21 protein-coding genes are annotated in these 16,818 nt (G+C 63.7%); 15 read left to right on the forward strand and 6 right to left on the reverse strand.

Annotated features, from left to right (window positions below):
• Nucleotides 1-3: 3 nt before the first annotated feature.
• Both VEIS_RS25700 and VEIS_RS25705 read right to left on the reverse strand, forming a co-directional pair.
• Entirely contained in the window at nucleotides 4-1,110 is a 1,107-nt protein-coding gene (locus VEIS_RS25700) for a porin (protein ID WP_011809148.1), read from the reverse strand.
• A 159-nt stretch (nucleotides 1,111-1,269) separates the two neighbouring features.
• The gene (locus VEIS_RS25705) at nucleotides 1,270-1,551 is read right to left on the reverse strand and encodes a DUF4406 domain-containing protein (protein WP_011809149.1); all 282 of its coding nucleotides are present in this window, start codon (nucleotides 1,549-1,551) and stop codon (nucleotides 1,270-1,272) included.
• A gap of 144 nt (nucleotides 1,552-1,695) precedes the next feature.
• Here VEIS_RS25705 and VEIS_RS06705 point away from each other — a divergent pair, with 144 nt between their 5' ends.
• Nucleotides 1,696-2,082, forward strand: a complete 387-nt coding sequence (locus VEIS_RS06705) for a CCDC90 family protein (protein ID WP_011809150.1) — start codon at nucleotides 1,696-1,698, stop codon at nucleotides 2,080-2,082.
• Between the two features lie 286 nt (nucleotides 2,083-2,368).
• On the opposite strand, the gene VEIS_RS06710 is transcribed toward VEIS_RS06705, so the two are convergent.
• Nucleotides 2,369-3,856, reverse strand: coding sequence for an IS5-like element ISVei5 family transposase (locus VEIS_RS06710; protein WP_011807917.1), 1,488 nt, complete (start codon nucleotides 3,854-3,856; stop codon nucleotides 2,369-2,371).
• On the opposite strand from VEIS_RS06710, the gene VEIS_RS06715 reads away from it, so the two are divergent.
• Entirely contained in the window at nucleotides 3,837-4,250 is a 414-nt protein-coding gene (locus VEIS_RS06715; protein ID WP_232287865.1) for a hypothetical protein, read from the forward strand. The genes VEIS_RS06710 and VEIS_RS06715 overlap by 20 nt on opposite strands.
• Here the strand turns inward: VEIS_RS06715 and VEIS_RS25710 are convergent.
• The gene (locus VEIS_RS25710) at nucleotides 4,202-4,468 is read right to left on the reverse strand and encodes an IS4/Tn5 family transposase DNA-binding protein (protein ID WP_083758579.1); all 267 of its coding nucleotides are present in this window, start codon (nucleotides 4,466-4,468) and stop codon (nucleotides 4,202-4,204) included. The genes VEIS_RS06715 and VEIS_RS25710 overlap by 49 nt on opposite strands.
• A gap of 404 nt (nucleotides 4,469-4,872) precedes the next feature.
• Here VEIS_RS25710 and coxB point away from each other — a divergent pair, with 404 nt between their 5' ends.
• The 6 genes from coxB to VEIS_RS06740 are packed head-to-tail and all read left to right on the forward strand — an operon-like array spanning nucleotide 4,873 to nucleotide 9,670.
• A complete protein-coding gene (gene coxB, locus VEIS_RS06720; protein ID WP_011809153.1) occupies nucleotides 4,873-6,042 on the forward strand; it encodes a cytochrome c oxidase subunit II in 1,170 nt (389 codons plus the stop codon).
• Nucleotides 6,043-6,079: 37 nt separating this feature from the next.
• Complete coding sequence (ctaD, locus tag VEIS_RS06725) at nucleotides 6,080-7,711, forward strand: cytochrome c oxidase subunit I (RefSeq protein WP_011809154.1); 1,632 nt, start codon at nucleotides 6,080-6,082, stop codon at nucleotides 7,709-7,711.
• 13 nt (nucleotides 7,712-7,724) lie between these two features.
• Nucleotides 7,725-7,832, forward strand: coding sequence for a cytochrome oxidase small assembly protein (locus VEIS_RS30320; protein WP_232287866.1), 108 nt, complete (start codon nucleotides 7,725-7,727; stop codon nucleotides 7,830-7,832).
• 40 nt (nucleotides 7,833-7,872) lie between these two features.
• Nucleotides 7,873-8,547 (forward strand): cytochrome c oxidase assembly protein, encoded by a 675-nt coding sequence (locus VEIS_RS06730; protein ID WP_011809155.1) that lies wholly within the window; start codon nucleotides 7,873-7,875, stop codon nucleotides 8,545-8,547.
• Entirely contained in the window at nucleotides 8,544-8,750 is a 207-nt protein-coding gene (locus VEIS_RS06735; protein WP_041949864.1) for a DUF2970 domain-containing protein, read from the forward strand. Before VEIS_RS06730 ends, VEIS_RS06735 begins: the two co-directional genes overlap by 4 nt.
• A 38-nt stretch (nucleotides 8,751-8,788) precedes the next feature.
• Entirely contained in the window at nucleotides 8,789-9,670 is an 882-nt protein-coding gene (locus VEIS_RS06740) for a cytochrome c oxidase subunit 3 (protein ID WP_011809156.1), read from the forward strand.
• Between the two features lie 29 nt (nucleotides 9,671-9,699).
• On the opposite strand, the gene VEIS_RS06745 is transcribed toward VEIS_RS06740, so the two are convergent.
• Nucleotides 9,700-9,936, reverse strand: coding sequence for a twin transmembrane helix small protein (locus VEIS_RS06745; protein ID WP_011809157.1), 237 nt, complete (start codon nucleotides 9,934-9,936; stop codon nucleotides 9,700-9,702).
• Between the two features lie 15 nt (nucleotides 9,937-9,951).
• Here VEIS_RS06745 and VEIS_RS06750 point away from each other — a divergent pair, with 15 nt between their 5' ends.
• From VEIS_RS06750 to VEIS_RS28365, 7 genes are all read left to right on the forward strand, one after another.
• Nucleotides 9,952-10,887: an SURF1 family protein gene (locus VEIS_RS06750; protein ID WP_011809158.1), complete on the forward strand. Its 936-nt coding sequence runs from the start codon at nucleotides 9,952-9,954 to the stop codon at nucleotides 10,885-10,887.
• Nucleotides 10,829-11,584: a hypothetical protein gene (locus VEIS_RS06755; protein ID WP_041949865.1), complete on the forward strand. Its 756-nt coding sequence runs from the start codon at nucleotides 10,829-10,831 to the stop codon at nucleotides 11,582-11,584. Before VEIS_RS06750 ends, VEIS_RS06755 begins: the two co-directional genes overlap by 59 nt.
• Nucleotides 11,585-11,693: 109 nt before the next feature.
• A complete protein-coding gene (locus VEIS_RS06760; protein WP_049774043.1) occupies nucleotides 11,694-12,866 on the forward strand; it encodes a COX15/CtaA family protein in 1,173 nt (390 codons plus the stop codon).
• Nucleotides 12,863-13,765, forward strand: coding sequence for a heme o synthase (gene cyoE, locus VEIS_RS06765; protein ID WP_011809161.1), 903 nt, complete (start codon nucleotides 12,863-12,865; stop codon nucleotides 13,763-13,765). The genes VEIS_RS06760 and cyoE overlap by 4 nt, the downstream gene beginning before the upstream one ends.
• A gap of 5 nt (nucleotides 13,766-13,770) precedes the next feature.
• A complete protein-coding gene (locus VEIS_RS06770) occupies nucleotides 13,771-14,382 on the forward strand; it encodes an SCO family protein (protein ID WP_157048425.1) in 612 nt (203 codons plus the stop codon).
• A gap of 34 nt (nucleotides 14,383-14,416) precedes the next feature.
• On the forward strand, nucleotides 14,417-15,247 hold the full coding sequence (locus VEIS_RS06775) for an urease accessory protein UreD (protein WP_011809163.1): 831 nt from the start codon (nucleotides 14,417-14,419) through the stop codon (nucleotides 15,245-15,247).
• Between the two features lie 78 nt (nucleotides 15,248-15,325).
• Nucleotides 15,326-15,469: a hypothetical protein gene (locus VEIS_RS28365; protein WP_157048426.1), complete on the forward strand. Its 144-nt coding sequence runs from the start codon at nucleotides 15,326-15,328 to the stop codon at nucleotides 15,467-15,469.
• 14 nt (nucleotides 15,470-15,483) lie between these two features.
• Here the strand turns inward: VEIS_RS28365 and VEIS_RS06780 are convergent, their stop codons facing one another.
• Nucleotides 15,484-16,491: a LacI family DNA-binding transcriptional regulator gene (locus VEIS_RS06780; protein ID WP_011809164.1), complete on the reverse strand. Its 1,008-nt coding sequence runs from the start codon at nucleotides 16,489-16,491 to the stop codon at nucleotides 15,484-15,486.
• Nucleotides 16,492-16,818 lie beyond the last annotated feature (327 nt).

Below are 16,818 nucleotides of genomic sequence, written 5' to 3' on the forward strand. Positions count from 1 at the left end.
AACTCAGAATGAATGTCGAAGTCCGAAACCAACACCATTTTGAGAACCGCCCGCCACTGGGGCGCTTCCCGGTTGAGCTGCGCTGACGGCGAGGGCCAGCGAACCCCGGTTGGTAATGTGACCGACAGAAGCGTAAACCGCAGTGCGTTTGGACAAGAAGTAGGTCATGCGCGCGACCGGGTGGGTTGCCTTGTTCGCGCTACGGTCGAACTTGAGTTGCGAGTATTGCGCATCAAGTATGAGTACTGGCGTGAGGGGGTAACTCAGACCAATGAACCATAGGTCACTACGCGGCGTCGCAACACTTGCGTCGTTATTGCGCCGTATCAAGCCTCCGCCAATCTTCATTTCGCCAAACTTCAGATGTCCATTCAAAGTCGAGCGCGTGTCCTTCATCGCGCTGAGGATGAAGCCACCGAACGCTCCTGGTCCACCTCGGATCGCATCGATCGCGATCGCGACTCCCCAAGTGGGTTTATCGTGCTTTGCATATGCCGACCACCCACGGCAGGCGCGTTGGTCGGTGGCACTTTCCCCTGGACAGTTGGTGCCGGCCGGACTAGGACCTGCATTCACCACATCACGGCCAAGGCTGTATGTCGCGCCCACTGAGAGGCCATCAAAGAAATTGCCCCTATACGAGATCGAATTGTCCGTGCGGGTGTTTGGAATGTAGGAATCCAGGTTTGCAAATGTGTGAAGGCTGGGGCCCATGACGTCGGAGCCCAGTAGCGACCAATACAAGGCTGTGTACTGTCGTCCCATCCCCACGGTTCCCCATGGACCCCCAACGCTCACGAACGACTGTCGGCCAAAGGAGCGACCGCCTTGATTCAAAGCCCCACTGTCCGGAGCAATGCCCATCTCCAGTGTGAACCCTGCGGACAGCCCGCCGCCGAGGTCCTCCGTAGCGCGAAAGCCGAGACGTGACGGCAGGCTCCCCGTGAGTGATGGCATACGTGTGACTTGGCCGTGGAGGGGGCCCAGGTTGGTAACACGCTCGATGGCCAAGTCCATCAGGCCATACACAGTCACCGAAGACTGGGCGGATACGCCGGCGCACGTCGCAAGCAGACTCGCACTAACGATGAATTGACATGGAGCCTTCATTTCGTCTCCAGAGAGGATCAAATTTTTTCGCCCAATGAGGCGGGATTCGGCTCGCTGATATGCAGGCGCGCCACTGACCCACAGCATCCACTGGCGGCGGCGACACAACGATGCGATTTCGCGTCGGCATGATGCGATCTCCGGATACCGGGTTGTCCTCTATTGATTTTTCAGTTTTGCAGCATTGCTGCTGAGGGCAATCGCAGGCCCTTCTGTGTCAGCGACGCCCCTCGCTCGTCTTGGCTCAGAGAAGAGTTCACGACGGCCGCCGCCGCGTCGAAGTGCAACGGGGCGACCACGACCTCGGACAGGGTTGATGTCTGCCGGATTGACCACCTCGCAACCGAGCGCGTGCAGACGCCTGGCCTCGGCATGGAAGGCCGCAAAGTTCAAGTCCGGCAGGCCGCCGCTCATCGGGCCGCTGATGTAGATGCGCTTCATGCCGCTGCTCCCGGGCGCGCAGGTGATTGGGCGGGCAAGGACGGTTTGCCGGCCTGTGCACGGCGCAGGTGCTCGATGGTCTGCGGTCGTGCGCGATGAACGGCTGCCGATCCACCGAATGTCAAGTGCGGTAGCATCGGCGGCATGTCCAGCACCACGTTCGATACGCTCAAATTCGCCAACAAGCTCAAGGCGGCTGGTGTGCCGCCTGCGCAAGCCGAGGCGGAGGCTGATGCATTGGCGGTGGCATTGGGCGAGCAGCGCGTGGAACTCGACGCGCTGATCAGCGCGCAGCGCAAGGCGCTTGAAGATGCGGTCAAGCGTGATTTTTCTGAAGCCGGATTGCGCTCAGAAAACGCCATCACGCGGATGGAAGCGAAGATCGACAAAGGGTTTGCCGAGGTCGATAAGGGATTCGCCGAGGTCGATAAGGGATTCGCCGAGATGAAGGGCGAGATGCTGCTGCTCAAATGGATGCTTGGCGTCTTGGTCGCTGCGATGGCGGCTCTGCTCGTCAAAGCGCTCGCCTGATTCCCGATTCTGGTTGCCATCATCGCTGTGCTGCCCTTTGGCCAGCACTGAATCAGCCAGCGCCAGTCCTCGATGGGGTGCATCAGGGTCTTCATCTGACCCCCCCCCGTGCTCGTTCGAGCGTCGCATCGGTGATGCGTGGCATGCCCTCCAGGAGTTCGATCAGGCGAAGCCCGTTTCTGCCGTAGCCTTGTTCAACCGACTAATACGATTTCGCCGCTGACAGTTTCAACATGAAGGATTTTTGGGCCACCGAGGCAACCCTCAATAGTCGGACCTGCGAAATTCATTTCGCTATCGCAGCGAACCGCGCGGCGGCGCGTGATGGCGTGATTTCGTTGGATGCGAAGAAGTGGGGGACGCCGATGAGCGTGCGCAGCAAGGCGATCAGGCGCAATAAAAGGCCCTTGAGCCCGAGGCGCATGATGGCGCGCAGCAGCCAGCGGATGTTGTAGCCCGCCGCACACAGCACTGCATGCAGCGCGTCACCGGTGGCACCCTGCAGCCAGCACCGATCCATCCCGTTGTCGTGCTTCAGGTGTCCGATGGTGGGCTCCACCGCCTGCCTTCGCTTGAGCCAGCGGCGCTGGGCATCGGTCAAGGACTTGAAGCGCCCCCGATGAATGATCTGGATGCCCGGATTGGCTGCGTCCACGCCCCGGAACCCCAGGTCCACCACTGCCTGCTTCGGGCTGGCGCCCGTGTCCTCCGTCAGGATCTTGACCTGCTCGAGTTGCTCGGCCAGCGTGTGGCCGTCATACGGGTTGCCCGTGAAGCTGCGCGCACCGACCACCAGCCCCTGCTTGTGCGTGACGGCCACGCTGACCTTCACGCCAAACTCGTAAGGCCGGCGCGCCTTCCCCTTGCCGATGCACTCAACTTCGGGCGCGTGCAATGCATAGAGTTTGTTCTTGTCCTTCGGGCGCTGGGTGCGAATGCGCTCGGCGCGGCCCATCAGTGCGCGCAAGCGATCGACGGCAGGCACCGATGTCGCAGGCAACTTGCAAAGCTTGCGCTGCACTTCGCGCAGCACGATACCCAGTACCGTGCGCTGGCGCTTGAGCACCTTCTTCAAGCGCTTGAACTGCTTGGCGTGGGCGTAGCCGCCAGCCCTGCGGCGCAGGTTCTTGCCTTCCTTGGCGAAGGTCTGCTTCAGCGCGATGCCCGCGCGCTTGGCGGCAGCCACCACCTTGGCGCGGGCGATCTCCAGCAGGCGGGAGTCCACGGGGTGGGCGATGGCCTTCTCCTGGACGGTGGTATCCACGATCACGCGCTCGAACTCGGCCGGCTTGATCGCCTTGGAGGCCACCGCAGTGTCGATGGTGGCCTTCAGGAGTTCCTCGACACCGGCCTCGCCCAGGATCGAGCGGAAGCGCCCGATCTGGGTGGCGTCGCAGGGCAGGCGTGGCTCGTAGAAGGTCATGCCGCTGAAGAACTGCCACTGCACGTTCTCGGCCCAGCGCTCGACCAGTTCCTCGTCGCTGAGCTTGTAGACGTGCTTCAGATACAGCAGGCTGGCCATGAGGCGCAGGGGAAGACGCGGGCGGCCCGCGGCGGCGACACCGGCGCCCGCGACCTGGAGCGAAGGGCCGAAGAGATCGTCGTGTTCCAGAACTCGACCGGCACGGACCCGACGCGCGAAATAAGGTGCCAGTGCCGCTTCGATCTGCGTCCAGGGAAGACGGCTCGCCAGCACCGCCAGCGGGTGGCGCAAGTCGATCATCTCGGCCAGACGGGAGCGGAAGAAATCAGCCGTGTCGGTGGGCTCGGGCATTGCGCAAATCTCTCAGGAATCAGCTGCCTGTTCAACGAATCCTGGGAGATTCGGTGGACCACAAAGAGCCAAAAATCCAGCATTCATGCGGGTCGCAGAGAATTTGCAGGGCCGACTCAATACGGTGATGCGGGCCTATGACCTGATGAGTTTGCTGCGCCAGGCACTATTCAAAACCAGCACGGTCAAGCACACATCGAACACGGTCCGGCACACCTTGCAAACACTGCGCTACAAATCATTCGCAAAACCCGCTTACATCACCACGGAAAGCCGAAAATCCATCTTGCATTTGGCGATGGCGATGCAACGGTGCGCATGGATGCAAGGCTGGTGGGATACCGCTCAAACCTTCGATTTGCCTGCTCGGTTTTCTCCCGTTTCTTTGCCTTGAGGGTTCTCCAATGGAAAATCTCGATTCAAGGGCCGTTTGGCGTTGTTGTTTTGATCGAAAAATCGATGCGCCCCTTGCGTTTCGCCCCCATCCGGACATGCCCCAGGAATGCTGGCCGTGGGTTTGTCGGCAAATCGCTCCGTGCGTTTGATCAAGCGATGATTCAAGCGCGCATCTCCCAACTGCGCTCCTGCAAATTCTTCTGCGGCCCATGTCATCGTTGTCTCTTTCGTCAAAAAATAAACCAAGTGGGGGAAAGGTATACCAGACTGAACTGCTCATCTATTGCTGGCACGGGCGCGGGCTTCAAGGAGGAGGGCTGTGTGTAATGGCGTGGGCTTGGGTCATCCGCAGCCTCCGGCGCAAGACGCCACTGGGTGGGTGGTGCAGCAAGAATGCTTGGCTTGGCCGGTCACTCTGGCATCAACACAGGCTGCAAGGAGCGCTACAATCGCCGGCCGACATGCACCCCCGGGCTTGGTCGGCCGTGGCATCGCAGCGCCGTCCGCTTGGGCCTTTTGGGCTTTGTGGGCCTTGTACCCCGCCTGACCCCATGCAGGCAAAGGACCAAAGGTATGCGCAAGGGATCGGTTTCATCAAGGCTTGAGAATAAGTGAGAACCATGAAGAGCATTTCGAGCAAGCTGGCCTGCCTGCCGCTGATGGCCGGTGCATGGGTGGGCTTTGCAGCCCATGCCGTCCAAGACCTGCCGGGTGGCCCCGCCGTCCGCCAGTTGAACTTGGCTCCGCCCGCCACCAGGATCGCACAGGAGCAGCATTTCCTGCACTGGATGATGTTGCTCATCTGCACGGCGATCTTCGTGGCCGTGTTCTCGGTGATGTTCTACTCGATCTGGAAGCACCGCCGCTCCAAGGGGGCAAAGGCGGCCAATTTCCATGAATCGGTGACGGTCGAAGTGGTCTGGACCATCGTTCCGTTCGTCATCGTGATCGTGATGGCCTTGCCGGCCACCAAGGTGCTGGTGGCGCAAAAAGACACCACCAATGCCGACCTGACAATCAAGACCACGGGCTACCAATGGAAGTGGGGCTATGACTACCTCACCGGCGAAGGCGAGGGCCTGGCCTTCATCTCCACGTTGGACAGCAGCCACCGCGCCATGTCTGACAGCGGCGATGTCAGGAATGCGCCCGACAACTATCTGCTGCAGGTGGACAACCCGCTGGTGGTGCCGGTCGACAAGAAGATCCGCATCATCACCACGGCCAATGACGTGATCCACTCCTTCATGGTGCCGGCCTTCGGCATCAAGCAGGACGCGCTGCCCGGCTTCGTGCGCGACACCTGGTTCCGCGCCGAGAAGATCGGCGACTACTATGGCCAGTGCGCCGAACTGTGCGGCAAGGAGCATGCCTACATGCCGATTCATGTGAAGGTGCTGTCGGCCGAGGACTACAGCGCCTGGGTGGCCGAGCAAAGAAAGAAGGCGGCGGCCAAGCTCGACGACCCGGGCAAGGTCTGGACGCTCGACGAGATCCTCAAGCGCGGCGAGAAGGTCTATGCCGCCAACTGCGCGTCCTGCCACCAGGCCAACGGCAAGGGCGCCGGCCCGATCAAGTCGCTCGACGGCTCGGCCATCGTGATCGAAGCCGACCATACCCGGCAGTTGCAGATCGTGCTCAAGGGCGCGGCCAATGGCGCGATGCCATCCTGGCAGCAGTTGAGCGATACCGACATTGCGGCCGTGGTCAGCTACACCAAGAACAGTTGGTCGAACAAGACCGGCCAACTGGTGCAGCCCGCCGAGGTCGTGGCCCAGCGTGGCAAGTAATCACCGATCACCTGATCACCGATTGAGGAATCCGGCAATGAGCGCAGTTCTCGACAACCATGGGCATGCTGGCGATCACGCGCATGACGACGGCCAGCACCACGGCCCCACCGGCTGGCGCCGCTGGATGTTTGCCACCAACCACAAGGACATCGGCACCCTGTACCTGCTGTTCGCGTTCGCCATGCTGATGGTCGGCGGCGTTTTGGCGCTGCTGATCCGCGCCGAGTTGTTCCAGCCCGGCCTGCAATTGATGAACCCCGAGTTCTTCAACCAGTTGACCACGATGCATGGTCTGATCATGGTGTTCGGGGCCATCATGCCGGCCTTCGTGGGCTTTGCGAACTGGATGATTCCGCTGCAGATCGGCGCTGCCGACATGGCTTTTGCGCGCATGAACAACTTCAGCTTCTGGCTGATGATCCCGGCGGCGCTGATGCTGGTCAGTTCGTTTTTCATGCCCGGCGGCGCGCCCGCCGCAGGATGGACCCTGTACGCCCCGCTGACACTGCAGATGGGGCCGTCGATGGACGCCGGCATCTTTGCGCTGCATATCCTGGGCGCCAGTTCCATCATGGGCTCGATCAACATCATCGTGACCATCCTGAACCTGCGCGCCCCGGGCATGACGCTGATGAAGATGCCGATGTTCGCCTGGACCTGGCTGATCACGGCCTACCTGCTGATCGCCGTGATGCCGGTGCTCGCTGGCGCCATCACCATGACGCTGACCGACCGCCACTTCGGCACCAGTTTCTTCAACCCCGCCGGTGGCGGCGACCCGGTGATGTTCCAGCATATCTTCTGGTTCTTCGGCCACCCCGAGGTGTACATCATGATCTTGCCGGCCTTCGGCATCATCAGCCAGATCGTGCCGGCCTTTGCGCGCAAGAGGCTGTTCGGCTATGCCTCGATGGTGTATGCCACCTCGTCGATCGCAATCTTGTCGTTCATCGTCTGGGCGCACCATATGTTCACCACCGGCATGCCGGTGACCGGCCAGTTGTTCTTCATGTACGCCACCATGCTGATCGCCGTGCCCACGGCCGTGAAGATCTTCAACTGGATCGCCACCATGTGGCGCGGCTCGATGACCTTTGAAGCCCCGATGCTGTTCGCCGTGGGCTTCATCTTCGTGTTCACGATGGGGGGGTTCACCGGCCTGTTCCTGGCCATGGCCCCGCTGGACGTTCAGTTGCAGGACACCTATTACGTGGTGGCCCATTTCCACTATGTGTTGGTGGCCGGTTCGCTGTTCTCGATGTTCGCCGGCATTTACTACTGGCTGCCCAAATGGACCGGCGTGATGTATCGCGAAGAGTGCGGCCGAATCCACTTCTGGTCTTCGCTGATCTTCTTCAACATCACCTTCTTTCCGATGCATTTCCTGGGGCTGGCCGGCATGCCCCGCCGTTATGCGGACTATGCATTGCAGTTTGCCGACTTCAACGCAATTGCCACCGTGGGCGGTTTCGGTTTTGGTCTGGCGCAGGTGTATTTCTTCGTGGCGGTGGTCGTTCCTGCGCTGCGTGGCAAGGGTGAAAAAGCCCCCACCAAGCCATGGGACGGTGCCGAGGGTCTGGAATGGGAGGTCCCGTCGCCCGCCCCGTTCCACACCTTTGCCACTCCGCCCAGGCTCGATGCCAGCGCAACCCGCGTGATTGGTTGAGGACCCCAAGCCCATGACCCCCGAACAGAAAAAGAGCAACCTGCGCATGGCGCTGATCCTGGCGTCCGTGGCCCTGGTTTTCTTCATCGGCTTCATGGCCAGGGTGGCTTGGTCGCCATGAAACCGCCCCGAAATACCGCACGGCGCGATGAGGGTTCGTCATGGGCCTGAACCTGCACCGCGCCAACGCCAAGATGCTCGGCAAACTGCTGGTGGTTGCGGCCGGCATGTTCGCCTTCGGCTATGCGCTGATTCCGATCTACCGGCAGATCTGCGAAGTGACGGGCATCAACATCTTGTCGCTCTCCGAGCGGCAGGTGCCCGGCAACGGCGTGGCCGGCAAGGATGCCCGGCTGCCGGCGAATACGCAGGTGGACAGGTCGCGCACGATCACCGTGGAGTTCGATGCCAACGCGCGCGGCCCATGGAGTTTCAGGCCCGCCCAGCGTTCGGTGCAGGTGCATCCGGGCGAGTTGACGACAGTGATGTACGAGTTTCAGAACGTGCAGGACCGGCGCATGGCAGCGCAGGCCATTCCGAGCTATGCGCCGCGCCAGGCGGCAGCGCACTTCAACAAGCTGGAGTGCTTTTGCTTCAACCAATACACGCTGGAGCCCGGCGAAAAGAGGCAATGGCCGGTGGCCTTCGTGATCGATCCGCGCCTTTCCAGGGACGTGGCGACCATCACGCTGTCCTATACGTTCTTTGAGGTCGGCGGCAAGATACCCCCCGCCCCTCAGGGCGGCATCGTTCTCCCCCAGGGCGGCAATGTCCCCCCGCCATCGACGGCAGCCCTGCTCCATCCTTCCGCTGTGGTGTCGGGAGCCGGTTCATGAATGGCGCAGCCAAACCCGAGCGCAAGGGATCACTGCTGCGCACGATGCGCGCAGTGGCTTGGTCGCTGATTGGCCTGCGCAAGGGCAGCGATTACCAGCAGGATGTGGAGCAACTCAATCCGCTGCACATCATTGCGGTGGGGTTGGTGGCGATCTTTCTGCTGGTGGCCGCGCTGATACTGCTGGTCCGCTGGATCGTGTGAGTGGGCAATCCCGAGATTTTGTGAATCAGGAACTACCAATGAGTGCATCAACCCACGGCAAAGCCCCGTACTACCATGTGCCTGCCGAGTCCCGTCACCCGGCGCTGGCTGCGGCCGGTCTGTTCTTCGTCATCCTGGGCGCAAGCCAGTGGATCAATGGCCATGACTGGGGCAAATATTGCCTGGTTGCCGGTCTGCTGGGCTGGCTGTTCGTGCTGTACCAATGGTTCGGCGACGCCATCCGCGAGAGCGAATCGGGCCTGTACGGGCACAAGATCGAGCTGTCGTACCGCTGGAGCATGAGTTGGTTCATCTTCTCGGAGGTGATGTTCTTCGGCGCCTTCTTCACGGCACTGTGGTGGGCCCGCGCGCATTCGGTGCCGGCCCTGGGCAGCCTGGACAACGCCATGCTCTGGCCCGATTTCAAGGCCGTCTGGCCCAGCATGGCCGCCGGTGCCACGGCCTCGCCGGCCGGCATCGTCGAGCCTTTCCAGACCGTAGGCCCGTTCTGGCTGCCGACGATCAACACCGCGCTGCTGCTGAGCTCGGGCGTGACGCTGACCATTGCCCACCACGCGCTACGTGCCAACCAGCGTGCCAAGACGATTGGCTTCATGTGGGTGACCGTGCTGCTGGGCCTGACTTTCTTGCTGGTGCAGGGCTATGAATACACCCACCTGTACACCGACCTGAACCTCAAACTCAGTTCGGGCGTGTTCGGCTCGACGTTCTTCATGCTCACCGGCTTTCACGGCTTCCATGTGTTCATGGGTATGCTGATGCTGCTGGTGATCACGCTGCGGCTGCAAAAAGGGCATTTCACGGCCGACAAGCATTTCGGCTTCGAGGGCGCCGCCTGGTACTGGCACTTCGTCGACGTGGTGTGGCTGGGTTTGTATGTGCTGGTCTACTGGATGTGAGCCGCGCCCGGCAACGACGAGAAAGCGCCTCACGGCGCTTTTTTGTTGCTGCCGGCAGGCAATCCGGTCGGCTGTAGGTAGCCCAGTTGCCAGGCGCTCAGAATGCACAAGAACAGCAGTATCGACAGCCCCACCCGCACGGCGAGCGCGGTGGCCATCTTCCGGCCTTTGCTGCCGTCCTCGCGGCCATTGCGCAGCATGAAGAACAAGGCCGACGCCAAACTGGCCACAATGGCGCAGAACCCGAGCAGCAGAAGATATTTCATGGAGCCGATTATCCCGTGACGAGCGCCCCGGCTTCCATCGACCGGCATTTCTGGCTGCTGACCCTGGCAGCGCTGGCGGGCATGCTGGTGACGGCTTCGCTGGGGCGCTGGCAGTTGTCGCGCGCAGCAGAAAAGCAGGCGCTGCAAGCCTTGATCGAGGCGCGCGGCCGGATGCCCGCCATCGATGCCCGGACCTTGCTCACCGGCGCCGCGGGGCCTGCCGCTGCGGCGCAGGCCCTAGTGTCGCGTCACGGATCAGATGTCGTAGGCTGCGCGCAGCCATCGGAGCGCAGCGCAAGGCGCATCGCGCAGCCAATACCGAGCGTATTGGCAAGCGATGCAACGCCGCGATGCGCTCCGATGGCCAGCGCAGACCGACAGATGATCGGTGACGCGACACTAGTGCACCGGGCGGTGGTTCTGCAAGGCCGTTGGCGGCCCGAACACACGGTGTACCTGGACAACCGGCAGATGCAGGGGCAGGTCGGTTTTTTCGTCGTCACGCCGCTGCAACTGACCGGGCCGGACGCTGGCGTGCTGCTGGTGCAGCGGGGCTGGGCGCCGCGCAACTTTCAGCAGCACAGTCGGCTGCCCCCGGTGCAAACCCCCAGGGACACCGTGGTGCAGGTCGTCGGGCGGGTGGCCCCGGCCCCTTCGCGGCTGTACGAGTTCCAAGGCGGTGATGGCGCATCTTCCCGTATCCGGCAAAATCTCGGCTTGGCCGCGTTTCGAGCCGAGACCGGCCTGGCGCTGGCCAATCTCACGGTGTTGCAGACCGGGCCAGCCAGCGAGGGTCTGCGGCGCGACTGGCCCGCGATCGACACCGGCGTGGACAAGCACTACGGTTACGCATTTCAATGGTTCGGGCTTTGTGGCCTGATGGCAGTTTTGTATGTCTGGTTCCAAATCGTCCGACGCTTCATTCGCCCGCGCGGCCAGCCTGCCGCCTGACCTGCCAGCCCCGGCCCATGCCGGACATCTGCTCGGCCTGACCGTGCACAGCGTGCCTGAAGCCGGCGCGGCGGTGGATTTGGCACAGCGCACACGCCATGGCCGCTACAAGATGCTGGCCCTGCTGCTCGTCTGCGCAGCGCCGGTCATCGCCTCGTATGTCACTTATTACCTGATCCGGCCCGAAGGCCACCGCAACTACGGCGAGTTGATCGACCCGCAGCGCAGCATCCCCGAACTGGCAGCGACCGCATTGGACGCAAGCACGATGCCCCTGGCTGCGCTCAAAGGCCAGTGGTTGCTGGTCAGCGTGGCGGGCGGCGATTGCCATGCCGCCTGCCAAAGGCAGCTTTATCTCCAGCGGCAATTGCGTGAAAGCCTGGGCAAGGACAAGGAGCGCATCGACTGGGTCTGGCTGATCGACGACGGCGCCAGTCCGCCGGCGGCGTTGGCGCCGGCGCTGCAAAAAGCCACCGTGCTGCGGGTCGATGGCGCCGCGCTCGGCGCCTGGCTGGCGCCAGCCCCGGGCCATCGACTGGCCGAGCATCTGTATCTGGTGGACCCGATGGGCCGATGGATGATGCGCTTTCCCGCCGCGATGGACACCCGGGGGGCCGCCAAGGCCAAGCGGGATCTGGAGCGCCTGTTGCGCGCATCCGCTGCGTGGGACCAGGCCGGACGGCCGGGCAAGCCATGAGCGCGGCACGGCCGCCCGAAGGCGCTCATACCGCAGCCGAAGGCGAAGGTACCCCACAGTGAACACCGACACACAGCCTCTGTACGATCTGGCGCCGCTGGTGCCGCTCATGCTGCTGGGTCTGGTGATCGCGCTCGGGCCGCTGGCCTGGGTCTGGGCGCGCCATCGCCGCCGCTCGCCGCTGCGACGCCTGCAGGCGCTGACCCTGCTGACGCTGTTTTTGACCTTTGACCTGGTGCTGTTTGGCGCTTTCACACGCCTGACCGATTCGGGGCTGGGATGCCCCGACTGGCCAGGCTGCTACGGCAGCGCCAGCCCGGTGGGTGCCCATGCAGAGATCGCGACCGCGCAGGCGGCGCTGCCCACCGGCCCGGTCACCCATGGCAAGGCCTGGGTCGAGATGCTGCACCGCTATCTGGCCCTGGGGGTGGGCGTGCTGATCAGCGTGCTGACGCTGTCGGCCTGGGTGCAGCATGGCCGGGCCCGCCATGGCGCGGCGCAGCCCCCACCGATCAGCCCTTGGTGGCCCACGGCGACGCTGCTCTGGGTCTGTCTGCAAGGGGCTTTTGGCGCCCTGACGGTGACGATGAAGCTGTTTCCCGCCATCGTCACACTGCACTTGGCCGGCGGCCTGGTGCTGCTGGCCCTGCTGTGCGTGCAGGCAGTGCGCCATGCGCAGGCGCATGGGCCGCTGCGGCCGCAGGACCCGCCAGCGCAAGGGGCGCAGGGCCGGTTGCCGGTCGAGCTCGCGCCCGCACTGCGCCGGGGCCTGGCCGCCACCGGCCTGCTGCTGGCCATGCAACTGCTCGCCGGCGGCTGGGTCAGCACCAATTACGCGGTGCTGGCCTGCACCACGTTCCCGACCTGCCAGGGCAGTTGGTGGCCGGCGATGGATTTTGCCCAGGGCTTTGCAATCTGGCGCCCGCTGGGCCTGCGGCAAGACGGCAGCCACATCGACTTTGCCGGTTTGACCGCCATTCACTACACACACCGCCTGCTGGCCTATGCGACGCTGCCGGCGCTGGGCCTGCTGGCCTGGCGCCTGCACCACCATCGGCGGCTGCCGGCGCAGGCGCGCTGGCTGGCCATCCTGGGGTTGCTGCAATTGGCCACGGGCCTGTCCAGCGTGGTGCTGGGCTGGCCCTTGCTGGCGGCCGTGATGCACACCGGCGGCGCTGCCGCCCTGGTGCTGGTGTGGACCTGGGCCTGGGTGGCAAGCCGCGCGCAGCCATCACCACCCGCGTTGTGCCCGCCCGCCAACGCACCGAGAATGTCCGCATGAGTGCCGCCCCCCCTGTTGCTGTTTCTGCGCCCTCGCGTCTGCGGCAGTTTTACGCGCTGACCAAGCCCCGCGTGGTGCAGTTGATCGTCTTTTGCGCCCTGATCGGCATGGTGCTGGCCGTGCCCGGCCTGCCGTCGGCGGCGCAATGGGGCCGCATCGCATGGGCCTGCGCCGGAGTGTGGCTGGTGGCCGGCGCTGCTGCGGCGTTCAATTGCATCGTCGAGCAGGGCATCGATGCGAAGATGAAGCGCACCGCCTGGCGGCCCACGGCCAGGGGCGAGCTGTCCAACGCGCAGACGCTGCTGTTCTCGGCCTTGCTGTGCGTGGCCGGTTCTGCGCTGCTGTATTTTCTGGTCAATCCGCTGACCATGTGGCTCACCTTTGCCACCTTCGTCGGCTACGCGGTGATCTACACGCTGATCCTCAAGCCCCTGACGCCGCAGAACATCGTGATCGGCGGCGCCTCGGGCGCCATGCCCCCGGTGCTGGGCTGGGCGGCGATGACCAACACCGTAGGCCCCGAGGCGCTGATCCTGTTCCTGATCATCTTTTTGTGGACACCGCCGCATTTCTGGGCGCTGGCCCTGTACCGGGTGGAGGAGTACCGTCAATCGGGCCTGCCGATGCTGCCGGTGACGCATGGCAGCGCGTTCACGCGCCTGCAGGTGTTGCTGTACACGCTGATCCTTTTTGCCGCTTGCCTGATGCCGTTCATCTACGGCATGAGTTCCTGGCCCTATCTGGCCGCCGCCGTGCTGCTGGGCGCCGGCTTTTGCGGCTACGGCTTTGCGCTGTGGCGCAACTATTCGGACGCGCTGGCGCGCAAGACCTTCCGTTTTTCGCTGATCCACCTGAGCGCGCTGTTTGCCGCCTTGCTGCTCGACCACTACCTGCCATGACCGCGATGCTGAAAAGAAACACCCTCAAAACGATAGCTGCTGGCGCAATATCCATCAGCACCTTGGCGCTGATCAGTGCATGTTCCGGGAAAAAGGCAGAGTTTCGCGGTATTGACATCACCGGGATGAACTCTGCGCCCGACCTGGCGCTGACCGACCACAACGGACAGGCGCGCCATACCCGGGATTTTGCGGGCCGGGTGGTGACGGTCTTTTTTGGCTATACACAGTGCCCGGATGTCTGCCCCACCACGCTGCAGGAAATGGCACAAGTCAAGCAATTGCTGGGCGAAGACGGTGGCCGTCTGCAAGTCATTTTCGTGACCGTAGACCCCGACCGCGATACCCCCGAGGTGCTCAAAGCCTACATGGCCAGCTTCGACCCCGGTTTTCTCGCGCTGCGCGGCAGCGCCGCACAGTTGGCGGCCGTCGCCAAGGGCTTCAATGTCTACTACAAGAAAGTCGACGGCAACACACCGGGCAACTACACCATGGACCATTCGGCGGGCAGCTACCTGTACGACACGGCGGGGCGCCTGCGCGTCTACCACCACTATGGCAGCAGTGCCCAGGCCCTGGCAGCGGATGTCAAGGTTCTGCTGGCCGAAGCCCGCTGAGACTTTGCCCATTCCCATTTTCATTCCCATCGCCATGCCCTGGCATGCCCGGCTGCAACTGAACTACACGCGAGAGCACGCCCGCACCGTGGCGCGCTTTGAGCACCACGGACCGCTGCGCGTTCTGCAAAGCCTGTATCCGGAAGGGGGCGGCATCTGCCACAACGTGCTGGTCCACCCCCCGGGCGGGCTGGTCGGCGGTGACCAGTTGGACATCCGGGCCTCGGTCGGCCCCGGCGCGCACGCCCTGATCACCAGCGCAGGGGCCACGCGCTTTTACCGCAGCATGGGCGCGCCGGTCTTGCAGCGCACCTGCCTGTCGCTGGCCCCTGGCGCGCGCCTCGAATGGCTGCCGCTGGAGGCGCTTTGCTACAACGCCTGCAACGCCGAAAACCGGCTCACGCTGACACTCGCACCCGGCGCCGAATGCATGGGCGCGGACGTGACCGCGCTCGGCCTGCCGCACGCCGGGCAGCCTTTCGTGGCCGGGCGCTTCGTGCAGCACATCGAAATCCCCGGCCTGTGGCGCGAGCACGGCGTGATCGACGCCACCGACCAGCGCCTGCTGCGCAGCCCGTTGGGGCTGGCCGGGCACTGCTGCATGGCCAGCCTGTTCTTCGGCGCCGGCAGCGCGCTGAGCCAGGCCCGGCGCGACAGCGCCCTGGATGCCGCCCGCGCAGTGATCGATGCCCATGCGCTCAAAACCACCGCAGGCGCCACCAGCCCCTGTGACCAGGTGCTGGTGCTGCGCCTGCTGGCCCCCCAGGTAGAGCCGGCGATGCAACTGCTCCGGCAGGTGCGGGCCGCCTGGCGCGCCGCCCTGTGGCAGCTCGACGCCGAGCCGCCCCGCATCTGGGCGATGTAGACGCGCCCGGTCCGGCAGCGGAACCCGCCGCGTCCCGCGCGGGCCGAAGGAAGCAGCCGCATCGGCGTTGCCGGCCTCGTGTCGCGTCACCGATCATCTGTCGGTCTGCGCTGGCCATCGAAGCGCATCGCGGCGTTGCATCGCTTGCCAATACACTCGGTATTGGCAAGCGATGCGCCTTGCGCTGCGCTCCGATGGCTGCGCGCAGCCTACGACATCTGATCCGTGACGCGACACTAGCGCAACAGGGGCAGTCCGGTCGTCGCGCGAATGATCAACTCGGTATTCAGCATGTGGGCCGCGCCGCTCGATTTGCCTGCGGCCAGTTGCTCCAGCAAGACTTCCATGGCCATGCGCCCGGCCAGTTCCGGACGGGAGGCAATGGTGGTCAGTGCAGGATAGGTGCGGGTGGCCAGCACATCGTCGCATCCGACGACGCTGATGCCGGCGGGCGCATGGACACCCATCCGGGCCATGCCAGCCAGCAGCCCCTGCGCCACCAGATCATCGAAAGCAATGACTGCGGTCGCGCGGGTGGATCGGACAATGGTTGCGGCGGCCATCCCGCCTTCGTAAGAAGGGCGTCGGGGGGCGATCTGTATGACCTCCAAACCCGATTCCTGCGCTGTGTCCAGCACGGCAATCCGGCGCCGCTCGTTCGACCATGAGGAGGCAGGGCCAGCGAGATAGGCGACACACCGGTGTCCGAGTTCGTGCAGATGCCGCACTGCAGCGGCAACACCCGGCGCGCTATCGATCAGCACACGGTCCATGCCCGCGACATCACGGTTGATCAGCACGATCGGCAATCGTCCGCTCAAGGCCTGTATCGCGCCTTCTGCCAACCGGCAAGAGGCCAGGATCAATCCGTCGACCTGTGCCGACAGCTTGCCGACCAGCCGAGCCTCTCTTGCCGGATCCTCATCGGAGTCACCGAGAAAGATGCACATCCCGGCCGCATCGGCCGCCGCTTCGACGGCCCGGATCAACGGGGGGAAAAAAGGGTTGGCCACGTCGGGGACGATCAGCGCGACATTGCCATGCCGACCCGTCGATAACGCCCGTGCGACTTGGTTCGGAACGTAACCCAAGGAAGCCGCCACGCTCTTGATTTGCGCGACTGTTTCGGTGCTGAGCATGCCGGGCTTGGTGAAAGCCCTGGAAACCGTCGAACGCGCAACGCCAGCCGCACGGGCGACTTGCTGCATCGTTGGTGGAGCGGCAGATGACTTCATCGTGTCCATGTTCAGCGCAGGAAAACGCTGCGCTTCATCGTTCGAATGCAGGCAATGGCCATTGCCTTCCAGCCCCAGCCAACGGCATATCGGCAAGCACCCCCGCCAGCACGCCACATGCCATACACCGCCGGCCCTGCGCGAAGGCCATTCGCTGCCTGAGGGTCAACCATCAGGCCGGGCAATGGTACACGGCGCCGACACCTGAATCCGTTGCCCTTGCCCGTTGCATCGGACATCCGGCATGGCATGAGCCACCCCGCTTTCGGCATCGGCTTGGCATGCAACGAAAAATGCAACCGGTTGCCATTGACGTGCAACCGGTTGCAAAATACG

This window comes from Verminephrobacter eiseniae EF01-2, from assembly GCF_000015565.1.
Classification (GTDB): Bacteria; Pseudomonadota; Gammaproteobacteria; order Burkholderiales; family Burkholderiaceae_C; genus Acidovorax; species Acidovorax eiseniae.

What these genes read in the sequence shown, in the direction of transcription:
- VEIS_RS25700 (WP_011809148.1), bottom strand. Translation starts at nt 1,110, where the DNA reads ATGAAGGCTCCATGTCAATTCATCGTTAGTGCGAGTCTGCTTGCGACG.
- VEIS_RS25710 (WP_083758579.1), bottom strand. Translation starts at nt 4,468, where the DNA reads ATGACATGGGCCGCAGAAGAATTTGCAGGAGCGCAGTTGGGAGATGCG.
- VEIS_RS06760 (WP_049774043.1), top strand. Translation starts at nt 11,694, where the DNA reads ATGCTGCTGGGTCTGGTGATCGCGCTCGGGCCGCTGGCCTGGGTCTGG.
- VEIS_RS06735 (WP_041949864.1), top strand. Translation starts at nt 8,544, where the DNA reads ATGAATGGCGCAGCCAAACCCGAGCGCAAGGGATCACTGCTGCGCACG.
- VEIS_RS06770 (WP_157048425.1), top strand. Translation starts at nt 13,771, where the DNA reads ATGCTGAAAAGAAACACCCTCAAAACGATAGCTGCTGGCGCAATATCC.
- VEIS_RS06730 (WP_011809155.1), top strand. Translation starts at nt 7,873, where the DNA reads ATGGGCCTGAACCTGCACCGCGCCAACGCCAAGATGCTCGGCAAACTG.
- coxB (WP_011809153.1), top strand. Translation starts at nt 4,873, where the DNA reads ATGAAGAGCATTTCGAGCAAGCTGGCCTGCCTGCCGCTGATGGCCGGT.
- VEIS_RS30320 (WP_232287866.1), top strand. Translation starts at nt 7,725, where the DNA reads ATGACCCCCGAACAGAAAAAGAGCAACCTGCGCATGGCGCTGATCCTG.
- VEIS_RS06745 (WP_011809157.1), bottom strand. Translation starts at nt 9,936, where the DNA reads ATGAAATATCTTCTGCTGCTCGGGTTCTGCGCCATTGTGGCCAGTTTG.
- VEIS_RS06780 (WP_011809164.1), bottom strand. Translation starts at nt 16,491, where the DNA reads ATGGACACGATGAAGTCATCTGCCGCTCCACCAACGATGCAGCAAGTC.
- VEIS_RS06755 (WP_041949865.1), top strand. Translation starts at nt 10,829, where the DNA reads ATGTCTGGTTCCAAATCGTCCGACGCTTCATTCGCCCGCGCGGCCAGC.
- VEIS_RS06710 (WP_011807917.1), bottom strand. Translation starts at nt 3,856, where the DNA reads ATGCCCGAGCCCACCGACACGGCTGATTTCTTCCGCTCCCGTCTGGCC.
- VEIS_RS25705 (WP_011809149.1), bottom strand. Translation starts at nt 1,551, where the DNA reads ATGAAGCGCATCTACATCAGCGGCCCGATGAGCGGCGGCCTGCCGGAC.
- VEIS_RS06740 (WP_011809156.1), top strand. Translation starts at nt 8,789, where the DNA reads ATGAGTGCATCAACCCACGGCAAAGCCCCGTACTACCATGTGCCTGCC.
- VEIS_RS06775 (WP_011809163.1), top strand. Translation starts at nt 14,417, where the DNA reads ATGCCCTGGCATGCCCGGCTGCAACTGAACTACACGCGAGAGCACGCC.
- cyoE (WP_011809161.1), top strand. Translation starts at nt 12,863, where the DNA reads ATGAGTGCCGCCCCCCCTGTTGCTGTTTCTGCGCCCTCGCGTCTGCGG.
- ctaD (WP_011809154.1), top strand. Translation starts at nt 6,080, where the DNA reads ATGAGCGCAGTTCTCGACAACCATGGGCATGCTGGCGATCACGCGCAT.
- VEIS_RS06705 (WP_011809150.1), top strand. Translation starts at nt 1,696, where the DNA reads ATGTCCAGCACCACGTTCGATACGCTCAAATTCGCCAACAAGCTCAAG.